This window comes from Acetobacter nitrogenifigens DSM 23921 = NBRC 105050, from assembly GCF_000429165.1.
In the GTDB taxonomy this organism is placed as follows: Bacteria; Pseudomonadota; Alphaproteobacteria; order Acetobacterales; family Acetobacteraceae; genus Acetobacter; species Acetobacter nitrogenifigens.
The window spans coordinates 18,193-44,709 of the sequence record NZ_AUBI01000014.1; the positions used below are offsets into that span (position 1 = coordinate 18,193).

A 26,517-nucleotide genomic window follows, 5' to 3' on the forward strand; every position below is an offset into this window, starting at 1 on the left:
TGGAGGATGTGGTTGTCATTCGCGTCGCTCTTTCACGCTGTAATGTTGACGGCGCCGGAACGCCGGTAGGGTGACGCAACAAAAACTGGTTCTACGGCGTCATCAGAACGACCGGTCGCGCCGGGGAAAGACATTCCGCCGGAAAGCCGACTGCCGCTGTCGCGCCCGCTATACCCGCCGTCTGCAGACGCACCGGAGCCAGGATCGAACGCTCTGGACGCGCCGTCGTCGCCCCCCTGTGGCGGACCACTGAGCAAATCCTGCCGGGCCTCGCCCCCGATATTTGAAGCGAGACCGAACGTCACCTGAGCGGATCTGGCGTCCACCCCCGAACTTTCCAGTGCGCGCGTCAGTTCGGCCCGATCAGTCTGCAACGACTGCAGAACATCGACCGCACCAGCTTCGATATGAATACGCAGACCTTCAGTATTTTCGCCTTTACTGATCGCCACATTTACAGAAGAGTCCACCCCGTCGACCGGAAGCGTCATGGTGACCACGGAGCTTCCATCCGCCGCTCGTGCGACATCGATCCGGGTCGCCTCTCCGGAATTCGCCTGAGCCACGTGCCGCATTTCGGTGTCGGAAAATGGCGTTTCCCCAATAGTCGAGGCGAGTTTCTGCTCCGACAGCACTGGAGCGAAGCCCATCTGAAGCGCGGCGGTCGGGACGGGCGCGTCGCTCAGTGCGGCGCCCTGCCCTTCGCCAGACATCGACCGCCTGTCTTCGTTCTGGTCGGAAGAGCCGCCGCGAGACCGACCATCTGCGGCGGCCAACGGCTGCATGCTCGATCCGGTCGGCACAGTTGAGGCCACGCCCGCCCCATTCGCGGCCTGAACGTCACGGCCGTTGAGATTTGCCTTCTTCGTGACGTCCGGCAACGACGAGACGCTTCCACTCTGCGGCGTTGCGGCGGCCGAAGCCACGCTAACCGTGGACTGGACCACTTCGGGAGACGTTTGAGAGGCGGCGCTCACCATTACAGCGCCCCTGACGCCCTCCGAGGCCAGTTGCTGAGCAAGTGCGCGGACGCCAGATTTCGCGGAGGCGGCGCCTGGCGCAGCCGCGCCTCCTGCCTGTCCGCCGCTCGTCTGCGGCATCGCAGCTTGTGCAGCGCCTGAGTCTCCTCGGTCAGACTGAGTCTGAGCCTGCATGTCCGCCAAAACCGGCGCCGGCGATGACTGCGCGCCTGCCAACATAGACGAAGCGTTCTGCGTAAGCGCACCAGCCATGGCGTGCTCGTCAATCTTCGGCGCCTCCCCAGTCCTGGCTGCGCCCGCCACGTTATCCGAGGTTACGGGCGCAACATCTTGAGCGTTCGACTTATCGTCAGTTACGGACGCAAGTTGTACACCCTGCATCACAGGCGATTCTGGAGACGGTGAGCCTGGATCCACACCTCCGACCACGTCGCTGGCGCAAACGCCCCCTCCGTTCGTGGAAATTCGCGCGGCGGGCTGAGACACGACCGGCGTGGGCATTGCTGCGCCAGCAAGCAGTTGCATCGCCGCCACGCTCGCGTCACCCGAAGATGCATCCTGCGATACAGCGCCGGACGAAGACTCCGCTGCGTCGTCTTCATGACGCGTACGACTTCCCTTGCCCGTCGACGCGCTTGATCGGACCTGTCCCTGCGTCGAATTGACGGCGCTTTGATTTGCGTCCTCCACGGTCATCGCCTGTGCCGTCTGCTGATCATTGGCAGTCGTCGGATCGTCACTTTCCTCTCCCGATTCCTGCGACCGGGCCGGAATATTGCCGTCCGTCGCATCGACAACGCCCTGCGCGTCGGCCGCTGGCCTTGACCCGCCCTGCGCGCTCGCGCAGCCGGACGTCTTCGCGGACGCCGTTCCCGGCAAACCACCGGGCGCGGCCCGCGAAGCTGCCGCCGAGGGTTTGTTCGCCAACGACGCATCCCTGGTCGATACTGTCCGGGAAAAATTTATATCTCGTATAGACGCCGTCCTCCCCCCACTGGTCGTCTCGTTGGCCAGCAAGCTTGAAAAAGATCGATGGACTTGTGTCGCGGGCATCGAACGCGACGCGCCGGAGCTGGCGTCCGCGTCCCCGGGGGAGGAAACCAACGATGAAATTTTAGAGCCAGTCAAATGCACTATGGGCGTCATTAACATTTCCGATCGTCCAGAACGTCTCGATCCCATGCAAAAAACGGGCCAACTCGCATCCTCCAGCTCAGGCAAGGCTGATCTGGATTCAAGCCGAACTCACGACGTTCCATTTGTGCCGACTAGGCACAAATTGCCGGTCCATATTGACCTACCTGCGCGTTTTTTGGCGCCACATCGCCATCCATCAGCTCACTCGAGCGGCGCTCAACTGCGAACAGGGCGTCGAAGCGCGCTCCCGAAAAAGTTGGCATGGTTCCTGCATAGAGTTTCAGCGTCGTGGTTCGGCGACGCCGGCCGTCGCAAAAACCCGCCTGAGGAGTGATTCATGTCGATTTTCAATTCTTTGACCACCGCCGTGGCTGGCATCAACGCCCAGTCCACCGCCTTCACCAATTTGAGCAATAACATCGCCAACAGTCAGACAACCGGCTACAAGGCCTCGACAACAAGTTTTCAGGATTTCGTCTCGAGCTCCCTCAGATCCAGCAGCTCGGACGCCGTGTCCGACGGCGTCGGCGCCGTGACGCACACCTCGACGCAGCAGCAGGGAACGGTCTCGGCCAGCACCAATTCGCTGGCTGTCGCGATTTCCGGAAACGGCTTTTTCGACGTCTCCAAGGAGAGCGGACAAGCCACCTCAGGAACCGAAAGATTCAGCGATCAGCAGTACTACACCAGAAACGGCGATTTTTACGAAGACAAGAACGGTTATCTGGTGAATACGTCGGGCTATTATCTCGATGGATATCAGGCCGACGCGACCACAGGGACGCTCGGCACGTCGCTGACCCAGATCAACGTTTCCAACGTCGTGTTCCGTCCCACCGAAACCACCAAACTGACCATGACGGGAGACGTCGGCAGCACGACCCTGCCGTCGAGCGGCGCCGCCACAACGACGACCAGTTCGACAATCTACGACTCCCAAAGCGCCAGCCATACGCTGGACGTCACCTGGACGCAGGATAGCGCCAACCCGCTGAAATGGACCGTCTCCGCCAGCGACCCGTCGGATTCCTCCGCCATAAGCGCAACGCCCTATACCGTCACCTTCGACTCAAGCGGGGCTATCGCGTCGGTCACCGATTCTTCCGGCGACGCCGTTGGCTCAAGCCTGAGCGGGGCTACCGCATCCATCCCCATCACCGCCAATTATAACGGCACGTCCCAGAGCATCGCGCTGAATATCGGTACGATCGGCAGCAGCAGCGCCACGACGCTTTCAACGACCAGTTCAACCAGCACCACGCCGACCCTGACCAGCGACAGCGTGACCAGCGGAACATATGAGGGCGTCGAAATGGAAAGCGACGGCTCGGTCATGGCTGAGTTCAGCAACGGCGATACGCAGCTCGTCGGTAAAATCGCCCTGTCGAGCTTCGCCAATGCAGACGGGCTGTCGGCTGTCGACGGACAGGCCTACGTCGGCACCGCGCAGTCCGGCTCCGCCACCACGGGCGTCGTCGGCGCCAACGGCACGGGCACGCTGGAGACCTCGTCCGTTGAGTCGTCCACCACCGACCTGACGTCCGACCTGTCGGGTCTGATCGTCGCGCAGGAAGCCTACACGGCGAACACAAAAGTCGTGACCACGGCGAACCAGTTGCTGCAGTCGACGATCGCCATGATCCAGTAATTCAATTTCATATATTGTTTACGGAAGCGGGGTAGGCTGCACCATCGCAGAATATCCCGCAGGTTCGTCGGGTTTTATATCGTCTCTTGGAGCCCATATCCGCCGAAAGAGCGCAGTGCCGGAGAAGGTCAGAATGGATCTGAACTCATCGCTCTCGATCGCCACCAGCGGACTGGAAGCCACCCAATATGCGCTGGGCGTCGTCTCGCAAAACGTTTCGAACGCCAGCACAACCGGATATGTCGAGGAAATTTCGCAGGTTTCCTCTCGCGACAGCGCTGGCGTCGGGTCCGGCGTGTCAATCGGCCTTACGACGCGTAACGTCAACAACGCCCTGATGGCCGGGCTTTATACACAGAACGCCAGCGTGGCGGCCTTGACGGCGACAAGCGATTCGCTGTCCTCAATCACGGCATTACAGGGCTCGACCAGCGCGACATCCGGATCGAGCAACACGCTGTCCGACCTGCTGGGAAACATCTCCAACGACTTCACTGCGCTGGTGTCCAACCCGACGAGCGACACCGAACGCTCGACGGTCATCTCCGACGCCCAGACCCTGACGTCGACGATCAATTCCCTGTCGAACGAGTATCAGACTCAACGTCAAAACGCGCAGGACACAATCGTCACCGCTGTTTCCGACGTCAATACGGACCTGACGACGATCGGCGCCCTGTCGCAGCAGATCATGAAGCTTAAGGTCACCGGCGCCAGCGTCGCTGACCTCGAGAACCAGCGCGCCAGCGCAATGTCCGATCTTTCGTCGAAAATATCTGTGACATTCACGGAAACATCGACCGGAGACATGCTGGTCAAGACGGCTGACGGCACGGAGCTGCCCACGCAGCCGTCAAGTAGTTCCGGCGTGACCATCCCGACCTCCACATGGCCTTTGTCGACCGAATCCGCCTCCGTCGACGCCACGAGCAGCTATCCCGGAACCACCTCGGGTTCCGCCATTCCTGGCATCGAACTCAACGGCACCGACATCACCACCAGCCTGACCGGCGGAACTCTGGGCGCAAACATTCAGCTTAGAGACAGTGTTTACCCGACGATGCAGGCTCAGCTCGATTCCTTTTCCTATACGCTCGCCAATCGCTTCAACGCCGCAGGACTGACGCTGTTCACCGATGGAACAGGCAGCATGCCGTCTTCCTCGACAACGACAGGCACGCCAGACGGCATTGTCGGCCTGGCCAGCACACTTGAGGTCAATCCGGACATCGTCAGCGACACGTCCCAACTCTCGCCGAACGGTTCGACGACGTTGGCGTCCACAGTGCTGTCGAGCGCCTTGGGTTCAGCGACAAATGACGTATCCGGGACGCTCTCGGCGCCGAGCTCCGGGCTTGGCATGACCGGAACATTGTCCACAGGATACAGCTCGACGCTCAGCCTCGCCAATCTCGCAACGACGCTGACATCCGCACAGGCGCAGGTCGCGTCCACGGCGTCTTCAAGCCTGACGACGGCGACGTCAGTCCAGACCAGTCTTTCGACGCAGGTTTCCAACGTGTCCGGCGTCAACGTGGACGACGAAATGTCAAAAATCGTCGCCTTGCAAAACGCCTACACGGCAAACGCCAAGATCGTCACAACCGTCCAAAGCATGTTCACAGCCCTTCTGGACGCGATCAACTGATCATGAGCACCACCATCGGACAATACGGAGCCTCTGGAACATTATATGTTCTCGAACAGGCGATCTCGAACCTCAACACTCAGGAAGCCAATCTGAGCGGAGAAGCGTCGACAGGAGTCACCTCCACAAGCTACGCCGGACTGGGCGACAACCGTTCGGCGGCGCTCAGCCTCGAACCTCAGATCACGGCTGTATCGGCGTGGCAGAACAGCATCACGACGGCTCGAGGCACGCTGTCCACGACCCAAACCGCCCTGACGCAGATATCGTCGATGGTGACGACGCTACAAACGAATCTTCTGTCCTTGAGCGGAAGTCTGGGGCAAAGCGAGTTGAAGTCGATCGTAAGCACCGCCACGAGCGACCTCGCCACTCTGGGCACTCTCCTGAACACATCGTCGGGTTCCGGCTACGTCTTCGCTGGCACGGACGCCAACGACCCACCAGTCACCGACCCCAGCGGCCTGAGCACCAGTTCGCTCGCACAGGCGACGTCGTCCGTCGTCTCCTCTCTGTCGTCGTCGTCGGCTGCAAGCGTTCTTGAGCAGGCGACCGCTCTCGCGACCGGGACAGGTTCGAACGCAAGCTATTCAGTTTTCTCGTCCGCCCTTTCAGTCGACGGAACATCCGCGTCCTCCCTTCAGAGTTCCGCCGTTATCGGTTTGAACGATACCGTCAGCGTTGGAATGATCGCGACCCAGGGCTCTGACGCCACGGCCACATCCACAGGTTCGCCTATCCGCGATTTGATCCGCAACCTGATGGTTGTCGCTTCGTTGGGATCCGCCGACACGTCCAGTACGCAGTTCTCCGACTTGATCAGCAGCCTGCAGACGTCGACCTCCTCCATCTCAACATCGCTGACGAATGAGGAAGGAACTCTCGGCATCAGTCAAAACTCGCTTTCATCTCAATCGACGATGCTGTCCACGATGAGCACGATGCTCAACACCCAATTGGACAACGCAAAATCTGCCGACCTCGCAAGCGTATCGGTGCAAACGACAGCAATACAGAATCAGCTCGAAGCGTCTTACTCTCTTGTCGCAAGCCTCAAGAGCATGACGCTCGCGAGTTACATTTAAACTGGCGCAAAAACAAACAAAGAGTTCGCATTCGAACTGTTTTTCGCTCTTACCATTCCTTGCGATTGCCCCGGGCAAGAACGCGCCAAAAGCGCGTTCTCAATGCCAGGGGCTTTCAAAACAGATACGGGAGGCCCCTAAACCAATACAGAAAGACCTCATCTCATCAATGGCTGCTGTCGCGCGCCTTCGTCACTTCCGTCACATCGACATGTCCCTGCGCATGCCCGATACTGGCGAGAACATAATTGGCGATGTCGGCGATATCGCGGTCGTCATAGCCATGACCGAATTCCGGCATGGAAGCCGCGCCGGTCTGAGTTTCAAGCGACGTCCCTTCGATCATGGCCTGCACGAGATTGCGACCATCTGAGGCCCTTGCCGTATGGCTTCTGTGAATATCGCCGAAATGCGTATTGCGCCCGTCACCGCTCTCCAGATGACAGCCTATGCAAGCGCCCTGATACAGGCGCGCGCCACGGTCGATCGACGCCCTGTCGGCCGCTGCACGCTCAACGACGCCGGTCTGCGACTGGGGCGGCACATTCCGAAGATAGGTCACCATCGCGCGAATATCGTCCTGCGTCAGGAAGCGAAGACTATGCCCTACGACCGACCCCATAGGACCGGCCGCAGAACCATGGTTCTGCGTATGCCCCGTCGACAGGTATTCAATGAGTTCCGCATCGGTCCAGGCGCCAAGGCCGTCTGAGCGATCGGAGGAAAGATTGTAGGCCAGCCAACCATCCGTCACATTCCCGGCGAAGGCGCGACCATCGGACGCCGCCATCATCCAGTTCCGCGGCGAATGGCATTCCTGGCAATGCCCCAGCCCCAAGACAAGAAAACGTCCGCGATTCCATGCGCCTGAACGGCCATGATCGTCAGGATAGTCCGAACGCGGACCGTATAGCAGATTCCAGCCGATCATGGCGGAACGCACAATCCCGTACGCGAACACGCCTGTATTCTCGGGCCGCAGCGAACGAGCCGGAGGCAACGTCTTCAGGTAAGCCCAGATAGCCTGAGCGTCTTCCACGCTCATCCTGCCGTAATCCTGATACGGCATAGCCGGATAGAGACGTCCCTCCGGCCCTTTCCCTTCACGTACAGCCCGAACAAAAGTAGCTTCCGACCAGCCGCCCAGTCCGGAGTCCCGATCAGGCGTAATATTCCCGGAATAGATTGCGCCAAAGGGCGCAATGTCGAACTTCAGCCCACCGGCGAACGGAACGCCTCCCTTCGCCGTGTGGCAGACCTCGCAATCGGCTGCGCGGGTCAGATACTCGCCCCGCGCCACCAGATCTGCATGCGTGTCCGCTCTTGCGAAATTTGCCGAACAGAACGACAGAACGAAAACGACAGCAGCCGTGCATAACCGACCCACGCCGCACAAGCGACGGCGATGGTCGTTCGTCTCCCGGGGCCCATTCATGCGCCTGCCGCCGCGGCATTGTGGATGGCGGCCCGTATGCGGACATAAGCGCCACAACGGCAGATATTTCCCGACATCGCCGTATCAATCTGCGCATCGGTCGGGTTCGGCGAGCCTCTCAGCAGCGCTATCGCGGCCATGATCTGGCCCGGCTGGCAATAACCACACTGCACGACATCAATATCCACCCACGCCTTCATCACAGCGTCAGCAAGCGTATCGCCCGAAACGCCCTCGATCGTCGTGACAGAAGCCTCGCCAATGGCGCCCACCGGCGTAACGCAAGCGCGCGCCGCCTTTCCGTCGATATGGACCGTGCAGGCGCCGCATTGCGCGATGCCGCAGCCGAATTTGGTTCCCGTCAGTCCGAGAACATCGCGCAACACCCAAAGCAACGGGGTGTCGGGCGTGACGTCGACCGGGGTGTCCTGTCCGTTGAGCCGCAATGTGATCATGTCGTCCCCGCTATCGCCCCAGCGCCAAACAATGCGCAGGAGATGCACCCGACGGCAAGCTGGATCGATTGTGCAACAAGCCGCGCACGCTGAACGTGTCACAACGCAAGTCGAACCTCCCGCGTCTGACGAGTGGCGTCATCCCGTGTTTCTCCATCGTGCTAATTCTCGTAGCGCCCGGAGATCGCAAACCCGCAGGACGTTTTCAAAATATGCAAACCCGAATCGAGCCGCGAACTGCCCCATCCGTCTCTACTAGTTCTTGAACGCCCAAACGCAGAAAATGCGCGCTGGATAGCCTCCAACGCGCATTTCGAAGAACCGTTGGCGCCGACGTCAGGAAGCGCCGGGCGCTGGCGCCGTCCGCCGCGCCGCCGCGCTGACGAGGCGGCTTCCGCCGCCTGTCTGGACCTCGAAGATCGCCAGCTCGCGCGTCGTTCTTCCATCCGGCGTCAGAGCGAAAACGCCGTCGACACCCGCGAAACCCTGCTGCCTCGTCAGCTCGGAAATCGGATATCCCGCGCCGCCGGTGGCCGTGTTCACAGCGCCCGCCAGCGCTCCCGCGTCGTAAGCCAGATCAGCAAGGGGCTTGGGCGTGCGATGCGTCTGGGCGACAAACGCCTGCACAAAGGCGCGGCGGTTGGCCGGATCGGGCGCGGCGTACCATGCCCCGGCCAACCCGCCCAGCTTGCCGGCAAACGCCGCCCACAGTCCCGGCCCCATAATCCGCACCTTGTCCCTCGTCACCTTGTTCGCAGCGAGGGCGTCGATCGTCGATTTCAGGGCGAGACCGGTATCGCCAAGAAGCAGCGCGTCGAAGGGCGGCGCAGCCAATTCCGCCGGCGCCGTCGCCGCAGGCGTAGCGACAGCGCCAGAAGCGGTGGACTGCCCCCCAGCGGAGGCTGTGTCGTCCGATCCATCGAGGGGTCTTGGCGCGGCGACGGCCGAAGTGGCCCCCGGCGGATGATTGAGCGCCGCCGCAAGGTCCGGGGGAAGCGCGTCGGAAGCGCCCGAAGCCGCGCCATTGGCAGCGTCGACCCGACTTTGATACGCGGAAAGCGTGGCGACGCCGGTCGTAATCGCATCGGCCCCGGTCGCGTGATAGACGATCTGGGCCGGGGCCAGGCCACGCGCCTGACAGGACCGCGACAACGCCTCACCAAGAGCGCGCCCGAGCGGATTGTCCGGAAGAAAAGCAGCGAATTGCCGCCGTCCCTCGGCTTGAGCCGCCGACACCAGCCTGTCGACCTGCTGCTCAGGCGTGACGCCCAGAATCCAGACGCCGGGCTGCGCCTGAGCCACGTCGCTGGTGAACGCCAGCATCGGCGTTCCCGCCTGTCGCGCCATAGCCGAAATCTGCCCCGTATCCGCGCCGGTCAGGGGGCCAAGAATAATGCCGTCCCCGGAAGCAAGCGCCGCCTGCATGGCCGCCGCAGCGCCGCCGGTCGTGGCCGTGTCGTGTGCGTCGATCTGCAACGCGCCCGGGCTGCTCCCTGCGCCGCCTTGAGCCCCATGTCCTTGCGGACCGACCGCGCGGGACACCGATCCCGTGACAGCCAGACGCGCGGCGGCCAGCATCTCGCTCCCCAAAGCAGCGTTCGGACCGCTTAGCGGAAGGATTACGCCTATAGTCTTCGAACCCGCCGCGCCAGCCGCTCCGGAGCCGGCTTCACCGCCGCCATTCGCGCACGCTGAAAGGGCCGCCAACGCAGTGACTGCGGTCAAAGCCATACAACGCCGCCCCACGGAAGCGCCGACAAAGCCGCCTTCGGACTTGCGCGTCGCACCGGATGGGGCGACAGCTTGGATGGCCCCGCGCAACAGGAAGCCGCATGTCCGATCCATCTTTCGCCTCTTCTTCTAAACGCCTCAGCGACGGGGACGACGCCGACGCCGCCCTCCCCCATAGCGAAGGATTGCGGCCACGTCATGTCCGCGATGACTCAACCAAGACCGACGCAGGGGAAGATCCTCCGGCTTACGAAAGCGAGGACCACGGACCCGTCCCGGGATCACAACGCGGCGGCCTGACGCTGGTCGCAACGCCGATCGGCAATCTCGGCGATCTCCCCCCTCGAGCCGTCGAAGCCATGCGGGACGCCGATCTGGTGCTCTGCGAGGACACGCGCGTCACGGCGCGGCTGTTCTCCGAGCACGGCATCTCGCCGCGATCAGAGGCCCTGCATGAACACAACGAACGCCAGCGAACGCCAGCTCTTGTCGAGCGTCTGCGGCGGGGCGCGCGGATCGCGCTGGTGTCGGACGCGGGCATGCCGCTTCTGTCTGACCCGGGTTATCGCCTCACCCGCGCCGCCATTGACGCAGAAGTGCCAGTGACAGCGGTGCCCGGCCCGAACGCCGCACTGACTGCGCTGGTGCTGTCTGGCCTGCCGCCGCACCCTTTCCTCTTCCTTGGCTTCCCGCCGCCGCGCAGTGCGGCGCGGCGCAGCGCGTTCGCAACGTTGCGCGCAGCTGAACTGGCAGGGCTGCGAGCGACCCTGATATGGCACGAGGCGCCGCACCGGTTGGGCGAGATGCTCGCCGACCTCGCCGCCGCCTTTGGCGACGGGCGCGCGGCCGTGGTGGCGCGGGAGCTGACCAAGCGTTTTGAGGAAGTGCGACGCGGCGGCGCGGCGGAACTCGCCGCCGCCTACGCCGACAAACCGCCAAGGGGAGAGATTGTCGTACTGCTCGGTCCGCCCGACGAGGATGAGGCCGGGGCGGACGATCTCGATACGAGCCTGTCGCAGGCTTTGGAGACGCATTCGGTCAAAGACGCCGCGGCACTGGTAGCCGCCGCAAGCGGCCTGCCGCGAAAGCTGGTCTATGCCCGCGCTCTTGAGCTTTCCGCCGCCCGCAAGAAATGAAGCCTTAAGCCGCTTTTCGCGCTCCGAGCGCGTCGATGATGGCCGAAATCACGGTCCGGACTTCGTAAGGTTTGGCGATGACCGGCGCATCGCTAAACTCCTTAAGACTCTCGATGCGGTCTGCGTAGCCGGTTGTCAGAATAAACGGCACGCCACGCGCGCGCAGCGCGAACGCCACGGCCTCACTGGTTTCGTCGCCGAGGTTAACGTCCAGCAGGACAACATCCGGTTCGGCAGCGTCTATGCAGACGATCGCCTCTTCGACCGAACTCGCCGTCCTTACCTTGCAACCTTCGAGTTCGCCAAGGTCCTGCTCCACCTCGAGCGCGATCAGCAACTGGTCCTCGACCACCAGAACGTCTAGCCCATCAAGCGAGATATGGTCTCCCGTCACGTCACCCAGATCGGCTCGCTCATCATGAACGCCGATTCCGGCCTTCAGGGGCGGGCCGAAACTTCCGGTCAGCTGGGCCGCGTCCACCCGTTCGACCCAATCGTCGCCAAAGCGCGCCTCCCCGGCGTAGCGGACAGGAATTTCGAGCGTCACCTGCAAGCCAGCGGGATCGTAGGCGACCCGCGAAGCCCCCCCGAGTTCATACGCCATGCCCCGTTCGATCAATGCGGAGCCGAAGCCGCGCCTGACCGGCTCCCCAACCTGTGGTCCGCCCTCCTCCCGCCAGGACAGAATCCACATCTTTCCGTCGGCCGACAGACGCCACTTAATGCGCACGCCGCCGCCGGATACGCTGAGGGCGCCGTATTTCGCGGCGTTCGTAGCCAGCTCGTGCACGGTCAGAGCCGTGACAGAAAGCGCTTCGCCCTCAAGCCACAAGGCGGGACCATCCAGCACGATCGATCGCCGGCCGTCGGAGTACGGCTCAAGCTCGCTCTCCAGCATATCTCTCAGCATCCCTCCCCCGGAGGTGCGGACGATCTGATCGTGAGCAGAAGCGAGAGACCTTACCCGCCCGCGCATGTGGTGCAGATGCTCATCCACCGCCCGCCCCTCGGGCGCCCGTTGCATAACGAGAGACTGCACGACGGCGAGGATATTCTTGACCCTGTGCGTCAGCTCCTCGTTCAGGGTGCGCAACCGCTCGTCGTTCGAAGCGCGCTCGGCGAGCATGCGCTGATGGTAGGCTCCCATGACTTCAATCAACGCGGATCGCAGCAACCCCGCGACCTCGACGTCTTCATCGCTCCACGGCAGGGCGTGTCCGATAATGAAATCGCCATAGAGAGTGAAAGAATTCTCCGCTTTTGCGTCACCGTCTCGCTCGCTCCCCGCCGGAACGCCTTCGAGAGCGTTTTCCGCAGCGACAGGGTCGCCGCCTCCGGATCCGTCATGCTCTTGCCGTATTTCCTCGCGCAGCTTGTAGATGAGTTGCAGCGCCTCATTGCGAAACAGGAACAGGTAGTTTCCCGGCTCGGACGAAATCGGCACAACCATGACCCCGGCGATCCCAGGCGCCACAAGCGACACGTCGGAAAGCGTTCCGACCAGTTTGCGTGTGCTCCAAAGCTGCGAGCCCGCGCGCTCAAGCGCGAGTTCCACGAACGGGCCAACTACGCTCGGGGCGGCTCCACACGGCGTCCATTCTCCCCCCAACCAAAGAGCCGCGCCGTCACACGGAACAAACGCCTTCAGCTCCCCGAGCCGAGTCCGCAAATGCATCGGCATGTCGGAAGCGCGGGCCGCCTCCTTCAGAAATCTGTCGATGAAGGCGAGCGTGCCGCGCGTGTAACGCAGCCGATTGGTCCGCAGCAACGTGACGATCTGAAGAGAGACGTACTCCCCGAACATCTTGACGAGAACACGTTGCGCCTGCGTCAGGCGTCTGGGCGTCCTGTGATGACAGACGAAGCCGCCCCATGGCTCGTCGTCTGCGATCAGGATATTGGATATGGCCGCCCGCGCGTTCAGACACTCCAATGTCGCGCCAGCCCTTGTCAGGTGCGCGGGAGCAAGGCCATCCGAAGTCGCGTCCGTCGCATCGACCCGCGCGCGCTCACCCGATAAAACGGGGATCGGCTCAGCCCGCGTATCCGCCAGCATGCGAAATCGAGTGCCTGGATAAGGTGACAAATCGTGCGACGGCAGCAGATTTTCAGCGAAACGCCGGCGCAACAGGCTGGGCATCGCGGGGTAGCGCGCTTCCGCCACCACCAGACTGAGCCCCTCCGGCTGATAGCGAAAGAACACAACCCGATCGAAACGCAGCGTATCCCGCAGGAGACGGACAACAGCGTCGAACAGATCCGGAAGGGAACTGATATCGCGCATCCGATCAACCATTGTGCGGAGCGCCACCAGATAGGCTCCCGAATCCTCCCCGGGTAGGACGGGTTCGAACTCAATCACCACGCGATCAGGTCCATCGAACGCCGAGACATCAAACGCCTCGCCCGACGGCAGCGCCATGTGAAAGAACAGGACCGGACGACGCACCCGTGGCGTCGCGCCCAGCGCCTTCCTGATTGCGCGAGCCGCCTCGGCTCCCAGAAGCTGCTCGATAGAACGACCCGGAATATCCCCGGCTACCCCGAGCATTTCGGGCGCATTCGCCGAAAAATGCGTAGCTGCGCGCATAGCTGCGTCAAATGCGATGAGGCAGCTATGTGGCGAGACAGTCCGCGGGATCGGCGGGTTCGTCTTGTAAGAAGGAAATGTGGCGGACGCAGCTCTGGTCGCTTCGTCGTCAACCTGCATGTCCGCATCGAAAGACCCGAACCAACCTTGCCCGCCGTCACCTCTTTCGGCGGCGTACAGATGCGCAGAAGAGCTGCGGGGACGTCCCGCGCTCATGACGCGGGGGGCTTCGAGGGGGTCAAAGTCAGGCTTCGCAAAGAGCCGCGTTCGATGAGGGAAAAGACGGCGCGACGTCGCACGAGCCTTCCGCCGTATTTTGGGGAAATTCTTCTCCCACTTCGACTGATCGCCAACGCCGCTATAGTCATGCCCCCCGACATGCCGCCTGCCGCCTTATGGACCGCCCCGATCCAGAGCGTCCAGCCGACTGCATATTTAAGTTCTCATAACTCTCAAGACGTCACTTCGCAAATTCTCCGCATTTCCAATCGGCTTTCTTCTCTCCTCGCGTAGTTGTCACGCGTCCCGTTCGCCTGCGTCGCCCCAGTCTCCGCCCTCACCTCCCCACGCACTGGGTCGGGCTCAATCCCCGCCACCCGATTCACGGCGCCGCTTAACGGAACGCCCCGACAGCGCTATGAACAGAGGATGAACATCAGCAGGCATCGTCATGGCGTCGCACCGTAACGCCCCCGATCCGGGCGACGATCTCTTCGGCGGAAGCCCGCCCGCCTCCGGCGGCGCGCGAGCGGACGGACATGCGCTGTCCGGGGGCGGGCGGCCCGCCGCCAACCAGCCGCTCGCCGACCGGCTGCGCCCGCGTCGGCTGGAAGATGTAGTCGGCCAGGATCACCTCCTCGGCCCCGACGGCGCGCTGACCCGGATGCTGGCGCGCGGCACGCTCGCCAGCCTGATCCTCTGGGGCGGACCGGGCGTCGGCAAGACCACCATCGCGCGACTGCTCGCTGACGCGGCCTCCCTCCGGTTCATGCAAATTTCGGCGGTGTTCTCGGGCGTCGCCGATCTGAAGCGCGCTTTCGACGACGCGCGCCGCCTCGCCGGAACGGGGCGCGGCACGCTGCTGTTCGTCGACGAAATTCACCGCTTCAATCGCGCCCAGCAGGACGGCTTCCTGCCCGTCGTGGAGGACGGAACCATCGTGCTCGTCGGCGCCACGACGGAGAATCCCTCCTTCGCGCTGAATTCGGCGCTGCTTTCCCGTTGTCAGGTGATGGTGCTGCGTCGACTGGATGACGCGGCGCTCGAAGCGTTGCTCGTCAGGGCGGAGGAAGAGGCGGGACATGTCCTCCCTCTCACCGAGCCTGCGCGAGCGACATTGCGTGCGATGGCCGATGGCGACGGGCGATATCTGCTCAACATGGTGGAGCAGATCCTCGCGCTGAACGCACCGGAGCCGCTCGACCCGCAGGCGCTCGCTTCGCTGCTGGCCAAACGGGCCGTTCTGTACGACCGGGACCGGGAGGAGCACTACAACCTCATCTCCGCGCTGCATAAATCCCTGCGCGGATCTGACCCGGACGCGGCGCTCTACTGGTTCGCCCGCATGCTGGAGGGCGGCGAGGACCCGCGTTACCTCGCGCGCCGCCTGACGCGTTTCGCCGCCGAAGACGTCGGCATGGCCGACCCCTCGGCGCTCCGGCTGGCCATCGCAGCGTGGGAGACCTACGAGCGGCTCGGCTCACCCGAGGGAGAACTGGCGCTGGCGCAACTGGTCGTGCATCTTGGAACGGCGCCAAAGTCGAACGCAGTCTACAAGGCCTACGGCGCAGCGCGGCGAGCCGCCAAGGCGACCGGCAGCCTGATGCCGCCGGCTCATATTCTCAACGCTCCGACGAAGCTTATGAAGGAAATCGGCTACGGCGTGGGGTATCAGTATGACCATGACGCCGACGACGCCTTCTCCGGTCAGAATTACTTCCCCGACGAGATGGAGCGGCAGAGTTTCTATCGGCCGACCGGGCGTGGATACGAACACGAAATCAAGCGAAGACTGGACACATGGACGCGAATGAGGGCAAGCCGCGCCTCCGAAGAAGAAACGTGAGGACGGTATTATGAGTGTGGCCATGTTGACGGTGAGCGAGGACGAGGCCGATATCCGGCTCGACCGCTATTTCCGACGCCACTACCCGCACCTCACACAGGGCGCGTTACAGAAGCTGTGCCGTACGGGACAAATTCGTGTGGACGGCAAGCGCGTCGAGGCCAGCACGCGCCTAACGCCCGGCCAATCGGTCCGCGTGCCGCCGATCCCCGTGGCCGCCGGCCCCGCCCGCGATGCGCCAAAGACGCTGGACCCGCGTCTGGCGCGCGAAATCCAGGGTATGGTCGTCTATTCCGACAAGCAACTCATCGTCCTGAACAAGCCCTCCGGGCTCGCGACGCAGGGCGGCCCCGGCATCACGCATCACGTCGACATGATGCTCGACGGGCTGCGCGAAGGGGACGATCCGCGCCCCCGGCTCGTGCACCGCATCGACCGCGACACGTCCGGCCTGCTGCTGCTGGCCCGCACGCCGGGCGTCGCGGCGAAGCTGGCGGCCCTGTTTCGCGGGCGGGACGTAAAAAAAACCTACTGGGCCGTGGTGGTCGGACGGCCGGACCCACTTTCGGGGGAGATCGATCAACCGCTCGCACGGCTGGGCGCGGGTCCCGGCTCCATCACCGTCCCCGCGCAACGCGACGACGAGGACGCGCAGTTCGCCCGCACCGAATACGAAGTGCTCGACTCCGCCGGCAAAAAATTCTCCTGGCTGGGCCTCTCGCCCCTGACCGGCCGGACGCATCAGTTGCGTGTGCATTGCGAGTCCATCGGCACGCCAATCCTCGGCGACCCGAAATACGGCGCCGAAAAAGCGCACGCCGACGGCTTTACAGATCGGCTGCACCTGCACGCGCGCAGCCTCGTGCTGCCGCATCCCGCTGGCGGATGGCTGGAAGTCAGCGCCGAATTGCCGCCACATATGCGCGAGACTTTCCGCGCGCTCGGGTTCACGGCTGGCTCCACGCCGGCGCCGCGCAGGAGGTAGGAAATGGGTTTGAAGCGCAGGATCGGCGTCGCCGCAGGCGGGCTCGCCGTCGTTCTGGTCGGCGCGACCGCAGCGTCCGCGCTCATGGACGCCGACTGGCTGCGCGCGCGCCTCGTCAACGCGGTGCAGCGCCAGACCGGGCGGCAATTGCGGATCGACTCGCTCCATGTCTGGCTGCTCCCCTATCCGTGGGTCGACGCCAAAGGCGTGGGTCTGACGGACATGCCCGATGGCGGACGGGTCGAGATGTTCACGGCGGAGGAGGTTCGCGCCCGACTTGCCCTGACGCCGCTGTTTTCGCACCGCGTCGTCCTCGACGACGTGACGTTTGTGAAACCGACCCTGTCGCTGGAGCGGACCGACGATGGACGCGCCAACTGGCGCTTCGTTCCGCCATCTCGGGTCACGACGACCGGTGAAGAAAAGTCCGACAGCCGCGCGCATGTACGATGGGACATCGCCGTCGACGCCATCCATGTGCGCGACGGCTCTCTTGCATGGGATGACCGCGCGCGCCGCATGTCCGGCGCGACAACGCTCGACAAGGCCGATATTTCCGGCCTGACCAGCAACGTCGTTTCCCTCGACATCCATGGCCGCCGCGCCGCCACGACATACACGCTGGCTGGATCAACTGGCCCGCTTCCGCTTTCTGCCACCGCCCCGGGGACACCGCCCTGGCCCGTTCACCTGACCGCCACTCTCGCCGTTGACAAACATTCTTCCGGGACATTGCATGTCGATGGCGCGATCCAAAGCCCGGCGAACGCTACCGGCTACGCGCTGCAGATCACCGGGACGCTCGACGATCTTCGCTCCCTGAACGCGCTCTTTCCCCGTGCGAATCTGCCGGAGGCGAGAAACGTCTCCCTTCAGACCGCCGTCAGTGGCGACGGTGCGGCGCCGATCCTGAAGACCCTGCATCTGCACGTCGGGCCGACCGATCTCAGCGCCGCCCTGCCGGAGTTGCGGACAAGCAGCCTGACTCTCGACGCTTCGCAACCCACCGATCGCGTTGCCGTCGCAGCGGACGGCAAGCTAGGAGACCAAGCCGTCAGTCTGCACGGCCTGCTCGGAACGCTTGAAGAAACCGGACGGGCCTTGCGCGCGCCCGACGATCAGGCTCTGCCGCTGAAACTCGCTTTGGTTGAAGGACAGTCGTCGCTAACGCTGGACGGCGTGGCAGGCGGACGGCGCACGGCGCTGGACATCCACGGTTCGCTCCCCTCCCTCGCCTTCGGTCCAGAAAAACCGACGCTGAACGGTCTGAAAGCCGACGGTCACATCGCAAGCGACGCCCCCGTGTCGGTTCTGCGCGCGCATGACCCGGCGGCGCTGATGCGCGCGACACAGGCGACGCTCGACGTCGCGGCGCAACGCGTGACGTGGCGCTCGGTGGCGTGGACGGACGTGTCGGCCCATGTCACGCTCGACAAGGCCGTTCTGACGGCCGACCCCATACACGGCTCCGGCTCCGGCGTCGCGCAGACGGCCCGCTTCACCTACGACGCATCAGGCGAAACGCCGCATCTGACCATCAGCGCCTCCCCCATCGTCCTCCCCTCGACGGCCGCCGCGTTCTGGTCGGGCGCGCAGGGCCTCGTCGATGGATCGCTGCAGATCGTAGGCGACGTGTCCGCCGACGGCGCATCCGCAGCAGCGTGGCGAAGCAGCCTGACCGGACATGCCGGAGCGTCGATGGTCGGCGGTCGGGTGAATGGCGCGGTGCTGGCCAGCCTGATCGGCCAGAGCATTCCCGTCCACGGCAATATCGGTCTGCGCTGCTTCGGCGCGCATATGCAGTTCGCGGACCAGCGGGCGACGATCGACCGGCTGGGGCTGGAAGCCGATCTCCTGTCCATGAGCGGACATGGAACCGTGGGCCTGGCCGACGGGGCGCTGGACCTTCACCTGCTGCCGCATATCGGCGTCGGCGGCGCGTCGGCGTCCTCCCCCGTCGGCGTCAGCGGTTCGCTCGCCTCCCCGTCGCCGCATCTGGAGCCGGGATCGAACGGGCGCTTCGCCATCACGGTCGGCGGAAGCGGCGGGGAGGCGGATCCCTGCCCCGACCTTCTGGCCGCCGCCCGCGAGGGTGGTCCCGGCCCGGCCGCCGCTCCGGCCTCCAGTCGGAAGGCCGACAAGTTGATGAACCTGCTGCACGGGTTATTCCATTAACAGCCCCCGACGAACGGACGCACATGAATTCACGCCCAGTCCCCGGCTCGTCGTCCGGTCTGAAGAAACGCTTCTGGACCGAAGCGTCCGTCACCGAGGATATGGGGGAATTCGGCGTCGCTCTCGACGGGCGCCCTGTCCGGCTTCCCGGAGGGACGCCGCTGCGCGTATCGTCTCGGGCGCTGGCCGAGGCGCTGGCGGAAGAATGGAGCCGCGCGGGGCGGGACGATGTGGAGAGACGCTTCGGGCCGCTCGATCTGCCGTTGACCCGAATCACCGGGACAATGATCGAGCGCGTCGCGCCGGACCGCCTCCATTCGATCCGCACGCTTATGGAATACGGAAAGAACGACGCGCTGTGCTACTGGACCGACGAAGGTGGAGCCCTTGCGGAACGGCAGGAAGCCGAACTGGGGCCGTGGCTGACGTGGAGCGCCACCCGGCTGGGCGCAGATCTGATCAAAACGACCGGCCTGATGCCCGTCACGCAACCACCGGAAGCCCTCGGCCGACTTGAAGCGACGCTCATCGCGACATCGGACGCTGACCTGGCGGGGCTTGGCGTCGCAGTCCCGGCCCTTGGAAGCCTCGTGCTGGGTCTCGCACTTATGGAGGGCGCCTTGTCCGTGGACGAAGCTGTCTCCCTGACGACGCTCGACGAACAGGTGCAGATGGCGCGCTGGGGCGAGGATAGCGCGTTGCTGGACCGGATTGCGACGATCGCCGCCGACCTGTCCGACGCCGTACGCTTCATGACGCTCGCCCGCTGACGTCGTGCTTGCGTGACCTCAGCAGGCAAAAATTATTACATCGTTTTGTAACAAACTTCCCGCGACGTTTCTCCTGACTCCCCGATTCCAGAGCCCACAGAAATGCGCCCCTGACACCGCCAGAGGCGAGTTCGGCGTCGCGGGCCGATTTTTTGTACGGTTCGGGATTTTTTTCGGCTTGCTCCGCGATCCCAATCGCCGAGCAACCACCACATGAACCGGGCATCAGAACGATCAGTGTCGGCGCAAAAGCCTTTGCCATGCTCCGACGTCACGCCCGCACTAACCCTCGACACGATGCCCTGGCGCCGCCTCAGATGAGCGGGATTTGGCACAACGTCCAAAGCAGCAGAAACATGCCCGAGACCAACCAGAACAAGTTATTGAAATAAGATAACATCTTATATGCCGACGGCGTCCCTTTCCTGTCGGACCGGCCGCTCTCGTGGCACCGCCCGGCATGCCGTAAACCATGCCTGTCATCACGCATACAAAGCCGCGAGGCACCGCCACAGAAAATCGCGCGACCCGCAATGCTGAAGAAATTTCACGTTCATTGCCATGAATGGCTGACGGTCGCCGCAAGGCATTGAACCGAAACGCGCATGTTCTTCTATCGACGGCAAAGCGAAAAGATGTCCGTCATCTTACAAACACGCCACGATTTCGCCTCAGAGCCGCGCTTTATCTCACAAGACGAAATAACCAAACCGTCAGAGACAGTTGGTAACTTGCAACTCTTATGTGGTCGGGAGCACGGTCGGAGCGAACGCAACGGCGGCGTATCGCCCGGACAGGCTGGAAAGGGAACATGATGGAGCACTCCGCATATCAGACTCCCGGCGACACTCTCGCCACGCAAGCACGCAGTTCCTGGCAAATCGGAAAGACAGGCGGCGTGACGCGCAGCACGCCAGAGCGTATCCGGCGCAAGGCCGCGCATCTCTTCGCCACCTTCGCCATGGGCGCGTGGCTGTTGCTGGCGGTGGTTCCGTTCGTCGTGGTGCTGGTGGAGATAGGCTGAGCCTGAACGCAAGCTCCGCCCGAGGCTTTGGATATCTCCTTCAGGCCGAAGTAGTCTTTCGCGCCTTCCCTCGCCCGGAAGAACCGCCGCGTCTTTTCGAAGGATCGTACCCTCCGCCCCCCGGCCCAAGCGGCGTAGGGGCAAATTCCTTCTTCCGTCCCGACGGCTCTCCCTTGCGCCCCTGTCGAGACGCCGCAACAGGCGGCGGCTCCAGCCCCAGCTGCAACGCCTCCAGGCGCTTGACCTCGTCACGCAGCCTCGCGGCAGTCTCGAATTCCAGATCCGCAGCGGCGGCGCGCATGCGTTTCTCCAGTTCGGCGATGCTGGCTTCCAGAGATTTGCCGACGAACTCCCCGGCGCCTTCCTGCGTCGGCGCGACCGTCACGTAATCCTGTTCGAACACCGAATTGACGATCGAGCCGATCTGTTTACGAACGCTCTGTGGCGTCACCCCGTTGGCGGCGTTCCACGCGGCCTGCTTTTCCCTGCGCCGCGCCGTTTCCTCGATGGCGTATCGCAGGCTGTCGGTCATCTTGTCGGCATAGAGGATCACCCGGCCGTCAACGTTGCGGGCTGCGCGGCCGATCGTCTGGATCAGCGACGTACGGGAGCGCAGGAATCCTTCCTTGTCCGCGTCGAGGATCGCGACCAGCGAGCACTCGGGGATATCCAGCCCCTCACGCAGCAGGTTGATGCCGATCAGCACGTCGAACGCGCCCAGCCGCAGATCGCGGATGATCTCGATCCGCTCCAGCGTGTCGATGTCGGAATGCAAATAGCGAACCTTGATCCCCGCCTCGTCGAGATACTCGGTCAGATCCTCCGCCATCCGCTTGGTGAGCGTCGTGACGAGAACCCGCCCGCCTTTCGCCACCGTATCGCGGCATTCGGCCAGCAGGTCGTCCACCTGTTTCTCGACGGGACGCACCTCCGTCACCGGGTCGATCAAGCCGGTCGGGCGAATCACCTGCTCGCTGTATGCGCCCTGCGTCCGTTCCATCTCCCATGGTCCCGGCGTCGCGCTGACGAAGACAGTCTGGGGGCGATAGCTCTCCCACTCCTCGAATTTCAGAGGGCGGTTGTCGAGACATGACGGCAGACGAAAACCAAACTCCGACAGGATCGACTTGCGCGCGTGGTCCCCGCGCTCCATGCCGCCGATCTGCGGCACGGTGACGTGGCTTTCGTCCACGATCAACAAGGCATCCTCGGGCAGGTACTCGAACAGGGTCGGCGGCGGCTCCCCGGCTTTTCGACCCGACAGATAGCGCGAGTAGTTTTCGATTCCCTTGCAGACGCCCGTCGTCTCGATCATCTCCAGATCGAAGGTGGTGCGCTGTTGAAGCCGCTCGATCTCCAGCAGTTTGCCCTGCTTCGTGAACTGATCGAGCCGTTCGCGCAGTTCCTGCTTGATGGAGACGACGGCCTGATTGAGCGTCGGGCGCGGCGTGACGTAGTGGCTGTTTGCGTAGAGGCTGACCTCTTGCAAATCTGCGGTCTTCTCCCCCGTCAGCGGATCGAATTCGATGATCTGGTCGATCTCGTCGCCGAACAGGCTCACGCGCCAGGCGCGGTCCTCGTTCTGCACGGGGAAAATGTCGACGCTTTCGCCGCGCACGCGAAACGAGCCACGTACGAAAGCCGCGTCGTTGCGCTTGTACTGAAGTTCGACCAGCGCCTTGATCAACCTGTCCCGGTCGATCTCTCCGCCCGCCTCCAGACGCACGACCATGCGCGAATACGTCTCGACCGATCCGATGCCGTAGATGCAAGAGACCGAGGCGACGATGATCACGTCGTTCCGTTCCAGCAACGCCTGTGTGGCGGCGTGACGCATACGGTCGATTTGTTCGTTTATCTGGCTGTCTTTTTCGATGTAGGTGTCGGTGCGCGGCACATACGCTTCCGGCTGGAAATAATCGTAGTAGCTGACGAAATACTCGACCGCGTTGTTCGGAAAGAACTGCTTCATCTCTCCGTAAAGCTGCGCCGCCAGCGTCTTGTTCGGGGCGAGGATCAACGTGGGTTTCTGCGTCGCCTCGATGACCTTCGCCATGGTGAAGGTCTTGCCGGACCCGGTGACGCCAAGCAGCACCTGATCCCGCTCGCCCTCCATGACCGCCTTCGATAATTCGGCGATGGCCTGCGGCTGATCGCCTGCGGGTTCGTATTCCGAGACCACCTCCATCCGGAAACGCTTTTCCTTCGCCGGAAGCCGCTCGGGCTGAAAGAGTAGCGCTGGATTAGCTTGCAGGGAGGATCGGGAGGGTGCGGCCATTGAAGAAAAATGGGCGCTTCGGTCCGACGCCGCAAGTCATCTCGCACGGCGTCGCAACGCTTTTATGGTCGGAATGCAGCGCCCAAACCAAAGCGTGACGGAGATGGTCGTCCATGGTTTTCGCGCCGTGGACGACCAGTCTGTTCGACTACCTGCCAGCCCGTTAATGGCTAGCAGGAAACAGGCTCAACGCTTCCACCAGCCGGTGCGCGCCTTGCCCGTCGGGGCGTCTTCGCCGATCACCACCGGCTCCACGACGACAGCGTCACGCGGGGCGGGCTTCGTCGCGGCCGGAGTCTCAACCTCGACAGCGGCCGCTTCGACCGGCGCTTCCGCGTCGGTCGTCCTGGCGCGACGCGTACGGGTCCGGCGACGCGGCGCGGGCTCCGCCGCCTCCCCCTCAGCCGCGTCCTGCGCAGGGGCGTCGGCAACGGATACGCTTTCCTCCACCGCGGCTTTAGCCGAGCGGCGGCGACGGGTCGGACGACGCGCAGGCTCTTCCGCGACGACAGGTTCTGGCGCCGGTTCCACGACAGGCACTTTCACCTCGATCACCACCGGCTCGGCAGGCTCCGCCACGACGGGCGTCTCCACTTCGACTGCGACAGGTTGATGCGCACGCGGCGGCGAAGGAGCCTCTTCGCGCTCAGCCTGATCCATCATGTCGAAAATGTCGAAGTTGCCGCCGAACGGGTCAGCCGGAGTGGGGCCACGCCAGACCGGAGCCGCAGCGGGGCGCGGTTGCTGCGGACGTGCGGGCGCCTGCTGGAAAGCAGGACGGGCCGGAGGCTGAGGCTGGCGCTGCTGCGGCCGTTCCTGAACGGTCTCGCTTTCCGACTGCCCTTTACGGGAATGACGCGTACGCATCCGCCCCGGCACGAGGTTCTCGGCCGCACGTGCGGCGTCTTCGCTATTCGGCGCGTCCGCTGCGATGACAGGGGTCTCGTCCGCGTCATCGTCGTCGTCCTGCGCGCCGAACGCCTCGTCAGCCTGACCAAGCTGCGCCTGCTCGCCATTCTGAGCGTTGTCGCGCTGACCGCCACGACGACGGCGACGGCGACGGCGACGACGCGGTTGCTCACCGTCCCCTTCCTCGGAACGCGGAGCCGCAGAAGCTTCGGAACGTGCGTCGGAGGGCGCGCCCACTGAAACGTATTCGTCCTGCTCATCCGCAGTCACGACCGGCGGAGCGTCCGCAATCGGGATCGAGCGGGCGGGCCGGGACTGTGTCGGCCGCTCGTCATCAGCCACAACTTCCGGGCGGTTCTCAAGAGCGGCGACCGTCGCTTCCGTCGTCACTGGCGTCGCGACAACCTCTGGCGCGTCGAAACGCGCGGTCTGCGGCTTGTGGCGCTCGATCCGCACCTGCGGCGGCGGCAACGTCGCGTCGGCCGCGAAGTAAACGCGCATCTTATGGCGCGTCTCGATGCCGTTCACCCAGTCGCGCTTGTTGTTGAGGATGTAGAGCGCGATGTCGGCCGCCACATGGACAGTGACTTCCGAAGCGCGGCGCAGCGCCCCTTCGTCCTCCACGGCGCGCAGCACATGCAGCGCGGAACTCTCGATCCCGCGGACAATGCCCGTGCCCTGACAGTGCGGGCAGGCCATGAACGCCGTTTCGGCGACCGACGGACGAAGACGCTGGCGCGACATCTCCAGCAGGCCGAAATGAGAGATCCCGCCGACCTGAATACGCGCCCGGTCGTTGCGGAGCGCGTCTTTCAGGCGCCGCTCGACTTGCGCGTTGTGGCGGCGGGACTCCATGTCGATGAAGTCAATGACGATCAGACCGGCCAGATCGCGCAGACGCAACTGGCGCGCGACTTCATCCGCTGCTTCAAGATTCGTCTTGACCGCCGTCTCTTCGATGTTCCGCTCGCGTGTCGCACGGCCGGAGTTGACGTCGATCGAGACCAGCGCTTCGGTCTGGTTGATAACCAGATAACCGCCGGAGCGAAGCTGCACGGTCGGCGACAGCATCGCGTCGAGATGCCCTTCAACCTGATAATGGCTGAAGAGCGGTTGATGCTCCTTGCGCCACAGCACGACCTTTTGCGCGCTCTGCGGCATCAGCATACGCATAAAATCGCGCGCCGAACGCCAGCCGGGCTCACCATCGACGACGATCTCTTCGACGTCGCGGGTGTAAACGTCGCGGATCGCCCGTTTGACGAGGCTGGCCTCTTCATAGATCAGAGTCGGCGCGACCGACTTCATCGTGTGCTCGCGAATCTCGTCCCAGAGATGCAGCAGATACTCGCAGTCGCGCATGACCTCTGGACGCGGACGTTGCGCCCCGGCCGTGCGGACGATCATTGCCATGCCGCGCGGAAGCTGCAACTCGGCGATGATCTCCTTCAGGCGCTTGCGGTCGCTGACGGCCGTGATCTTGCGGGACACGCCGCCGCCGCGCAGGGCGTTCGGCATCAATACGCAGTAACGACCAGCGAGCGAAACGTAGGTGGTCAGCGCGGCGCCCTTGTTGCCACGCTCCTCCTTGACGACCTGCACCAGCAGAATCTGGCGGCGGCGGATGACTTCCTGAATCTTGTAGCTGCGCAGGAAGCGCGCCATGCGCTTCTGGACGAGGGCCTCTTCGCCCGTGTCGGTCTCGCCACCCACGTAATCCGGGGTCGACCGTGCGTGATCGTCGGATGCGACAGATTCGCCACCCTCAGCCTCGACCGTTACTTCAGCCGAAGGATCGACCTCACCGTTCTCAACAGGCGTCCCCTCAGCTTCGGCAGCCTCTTCAGCCTCCTGCGCAGCGGCTTCGTCTTCTTCCTGAAGAGCGAGCAGCTTCTCTCGGTCAGCAACCGGGATCTGGTAATAGTCAGGATGAATTTCGCTGAAGGCGAGGAACCCGTGGCGATTGCCGCCATATTCGACGAACGCAGCCTGAAGGCTGGGTTCGACGCGGATCACCTTGGCGAGATAAATATTGCCTTTGAGCTGTTTGCGGTTGGCGGCCTCGACGTCATAATCCTCGAGACGGTTACCATCCATCACGACGACGCGGGTTTCTTCCGCGTGCGTCGCATCGATCAGCATACGCTTGGTCATAAAAAGAAAAACTCCGGTGCCCGCGCGTTCTTCCAGCCGGGCGCAGCCGGTCGGACAACGACCGGGCTACGCGGGGGAACGCGTCGGGAAAATCGACTGAACGATCAGTGGTGGCGTGGACGATCACGGTCGGCGGAGCGCTCTTGATCAGTGCTGACAGAAGCGGCGCCGGGACCGGGCGAATATCGCCACGACCTGCCTTGCGCGCTGTCAGCCTGATCAGACTAGCTCTCATCCATCCTTACGATCGGCAATAGGTCTGCGCCGACCCGTAACCGCGCCGTTCGCCGAAATACGGCGACAGACGGTGTC

Annotated in this window: 16 protein-coding genes; 9 read left to right on the forward strand and 7 right to left on the reverse strand. The window is 63.5% G+C overall.

Annotated elements, in window-relative coordinates; all coding sequences use genetic code 11:
* Positions 1 to 32: 32 nt before the first annotated feature.
* Positions 33 to 1,907: a hypothetical protein gene (locus G442_RS0114385; RefSeq protein ID WP_146882521.1), complete on the reverse strand. Its 1,875-nt coding sequence runs from the start codon at positions 1,905 to 1,907 to the stop codon at positions 33 to 35.
* A gap of 547 nt (positions 1,908 to 2,454) precedes the next feature.
* Between G442_RS0114385 and flgE the strand changes: the two genes are divergently transcribed.
* The 3 genes from flgE to G442_RS0114405 all read left to right on the forward strand — a co-directional run bounded on the left by flgE (position 2,455) and on the right by G442_RS0114405 (position 6,498).
* Positions 2,455 to 3,765, forward strand: coding sequence for a flagellar hook protein FlgE (flgE, locus tag G442_RS0114395; RefSeq protein ID WP_026398560.1), 1,311 nt, complete (start codon positions 2,455 to 2,457; stop codon positions 3,763 to 3,765).
* Positions 3,766 to 3,898: 133 nt separating this feature from the next.
* On the forward strand, positions 3,899 to 5,413 hold the full coding sequence (gene flgK, locus G442_RS0114400; RefSeq protein WP_026398561.1) for a flagellar hook-associated protein FlgK: 1,515 nt from the start codon (positions 3,899 to 3,901) through the stop codon (positions 5,411 to 5,413).
* 2 nt (positions 5,414 to 5,415) lie between these two features.
* Positions 5,416 to 6,498 carry a flagellin gene (locus tag G442_RS0114405; protein ID WP_026398562.1) on the forward strand — a complete coding sequence of 361 codons (1,083 nt, stop codon included), beginning with the start codon at positions 5,416 to 5,418 and terminating at the stop codon, positions 6,496 to 6,498.
* A 166-nt stretch (positions 6,499 to 6,664) separates the two neighbouring features.
* Here G442_RS0114405 and G442_RS0114410 read toward each other — a convergent pair whose 3' ends face one another.
* The 3 genes from G442_RS0114410 to G442_RS22475 form a co-directional block, all read right to left on the reverse strand.
* Positions 6,665 to 7,933 (reverse strand): c-type cytochrome, encoded by a 1,269-nt coding sequence (locus tag G442_RS0114410; RefSeq protein ID WP_051292356.1) that lies wholly within the window; start codon positions 7,931 to 7,933, stop codon positions 6,665 to 6,667.
* Positions 7,930 to 8,388, reverse strand: a complete 459-nt coding sequence (locus G442_RS0114415) for a (2Fe-2S)-binding protein (RefSeq protein ID WP_026398564.1) — start codon at positions 8,386 to 8,388, stop codon at positions 7,930 to 7,932. Before G442_RS0114415 ends, G442_RS0114410 begins: the two co-directional genes overlap by 4 nt.
* A gap of 336 nt (positions 8,389 to 8,724) precedes the next feature.
* Positions 8,725 to 10,233 (reverse strand): penicillin-binding protein activator, encoded by a 1,509-nt coding sequence (locus G442_RS22475; RefSeq protein WP_246789468.1) that lies wholly within the window; start codon positions 10,231 to 10,233, stop codon positions 8,725 to 8,727.
* Between G442_RS22475 and rsmI the strand changes: the two genes are divergently transcribed.
* Positions 10,221 to 11,255: a 16S rRNA (cytidine(1402)-2'-O)-methyltransferase gene (gene rsmI / locus G442_RS0114425; RefSeq protein WP_035376695.1), complete on the forward strand. Its 1,035-nt coding sequence runs from the start codon at positions 10,221 to 10,223 to the stop codon at positions 11,253 to 11,255. The genes G442_RS22475 and rsmI overlap by 13 nt on opposite strands.
* 4 nt (positions 11,256 to 11,259) lie before the next feature.
* Here the strand turns inward: rsmI and G442_RS22480 are convergent, their stop codons facing one another.
* A complete protein-coding gene (locus G442_RS22480) occupies positions 11,260 to 14,061 on the reverse strand; it encodes an HWE histidine kinase domain-containing protein (protein ID WP_051292358.1) in 2,802 nt (933 codons plus the stop codon).
* Positions 14,062 to 14,515: 454 nt separating this feature from the next.
* Between G442_RS22480 and G442_RS0114435 the strand changes: the two genes are divergently transcribed.
* The 5 genes from G442_RS0114435 to G442_RS22485 all read left to right on the forward strand — a co-directional run bounded on the left by G442_RS0114435 (position 14,516) and on the right by G442_RS22485 (position 20,864).
* Positions 14,516 to 15,910 carry a replication-associated recombination protein A gene (locus tag G442_RS0114435; protein ID WP_026398566.1) on the forward strand — a complete coding sequence of 465 codons (1,395 nt, stop codon included), beginning with the start codon at positions 14,516 to 14,518 and terminating at the stop codon, positions 15,908 to 15,910.
* Between the two features lie 10 nt (positions 15,911 to 15,920).
* Positions 15,921 to 16,895 carry an RluA family pseudouridine synthase gene (locus tag G442_RS0114440; protein ID WP_026398567.1) on the forward strand — a complete coding sequence of 325 codons (975 nt, stop codon included), beginning with the start codon at positions 15,921 to 15,923 and terminating at the stop codon, positions 16,893 to 16,895.
* A 3-nt stretch (positions 16,896 to 16,898) separates the two neighbouring features.
* Entirely contained in the window at positions 16,899 to 19,070 is a 2,172-nt protein-coding gene (locus G442_RS0114445) for an AsmA family protein (protein WP_026398568.1), read from the forward strand.
* 23 nt (positions 19,071 to 19,093) lie between these two features.
* Positions 19,094 to 19,840: an ATP12 family chaperone protein gene (locus G442_RS0114450; protein ID WP_026398569.1), complete on the forward strand. Its 747-nt coding sequence runs from the start codon at positions 19,094 to 19,096 to the stop codon at positions 19,838 to 19,840.
* Positions 19,841 to 20,654: 814 nt separating this feature from the next.
* On the forward strand, positions 20,655 to 20,864 hold the full coding sequence (locus tag G442_RS22485; RefSeq protein ID WP_154660385.1) for a hypothetical protein: 210 nt from the start codon (positions 20,655 to 20,657) through the stop codon (positions 20,862 to 20,864).
* A 40-nt stretch (positions 20,865 to 20,904) separates the two neighbouring features.
* On the opposite strand, the gene uvrB is transcribed toward G442_RS22485, so the two are convergent.
* Both uvrB and G442_RS0114465 read right to left on the reverse strand, forming a co-directional pair.
* Entirely contained in the window at positions 20,905 to 23,142 is a 2,238-nt protein-coding gene (uvrB, locus tag G442_RS0114460) for an excinuclease ABC subunit UvrB (RefSeq protein ID WP_026398570.1), read from the reverse strand.
* A gap of 186 nt (positions 23,143 to 23,328) precedes the next feature.
* Positions 23,329 to 26,205 (reverse strand): ribonuclease E/G, encoded by a 2,877-nt coding sequence (locus G442_RS0114465; protein WP_026398571.1) that lies wholly within the window; start codon positions 26,203 to 26,205, stop codon positions 23,329 to 23,331.
* Positions 26,206 to 26,517: the final 312 nt, after the last annotated feature.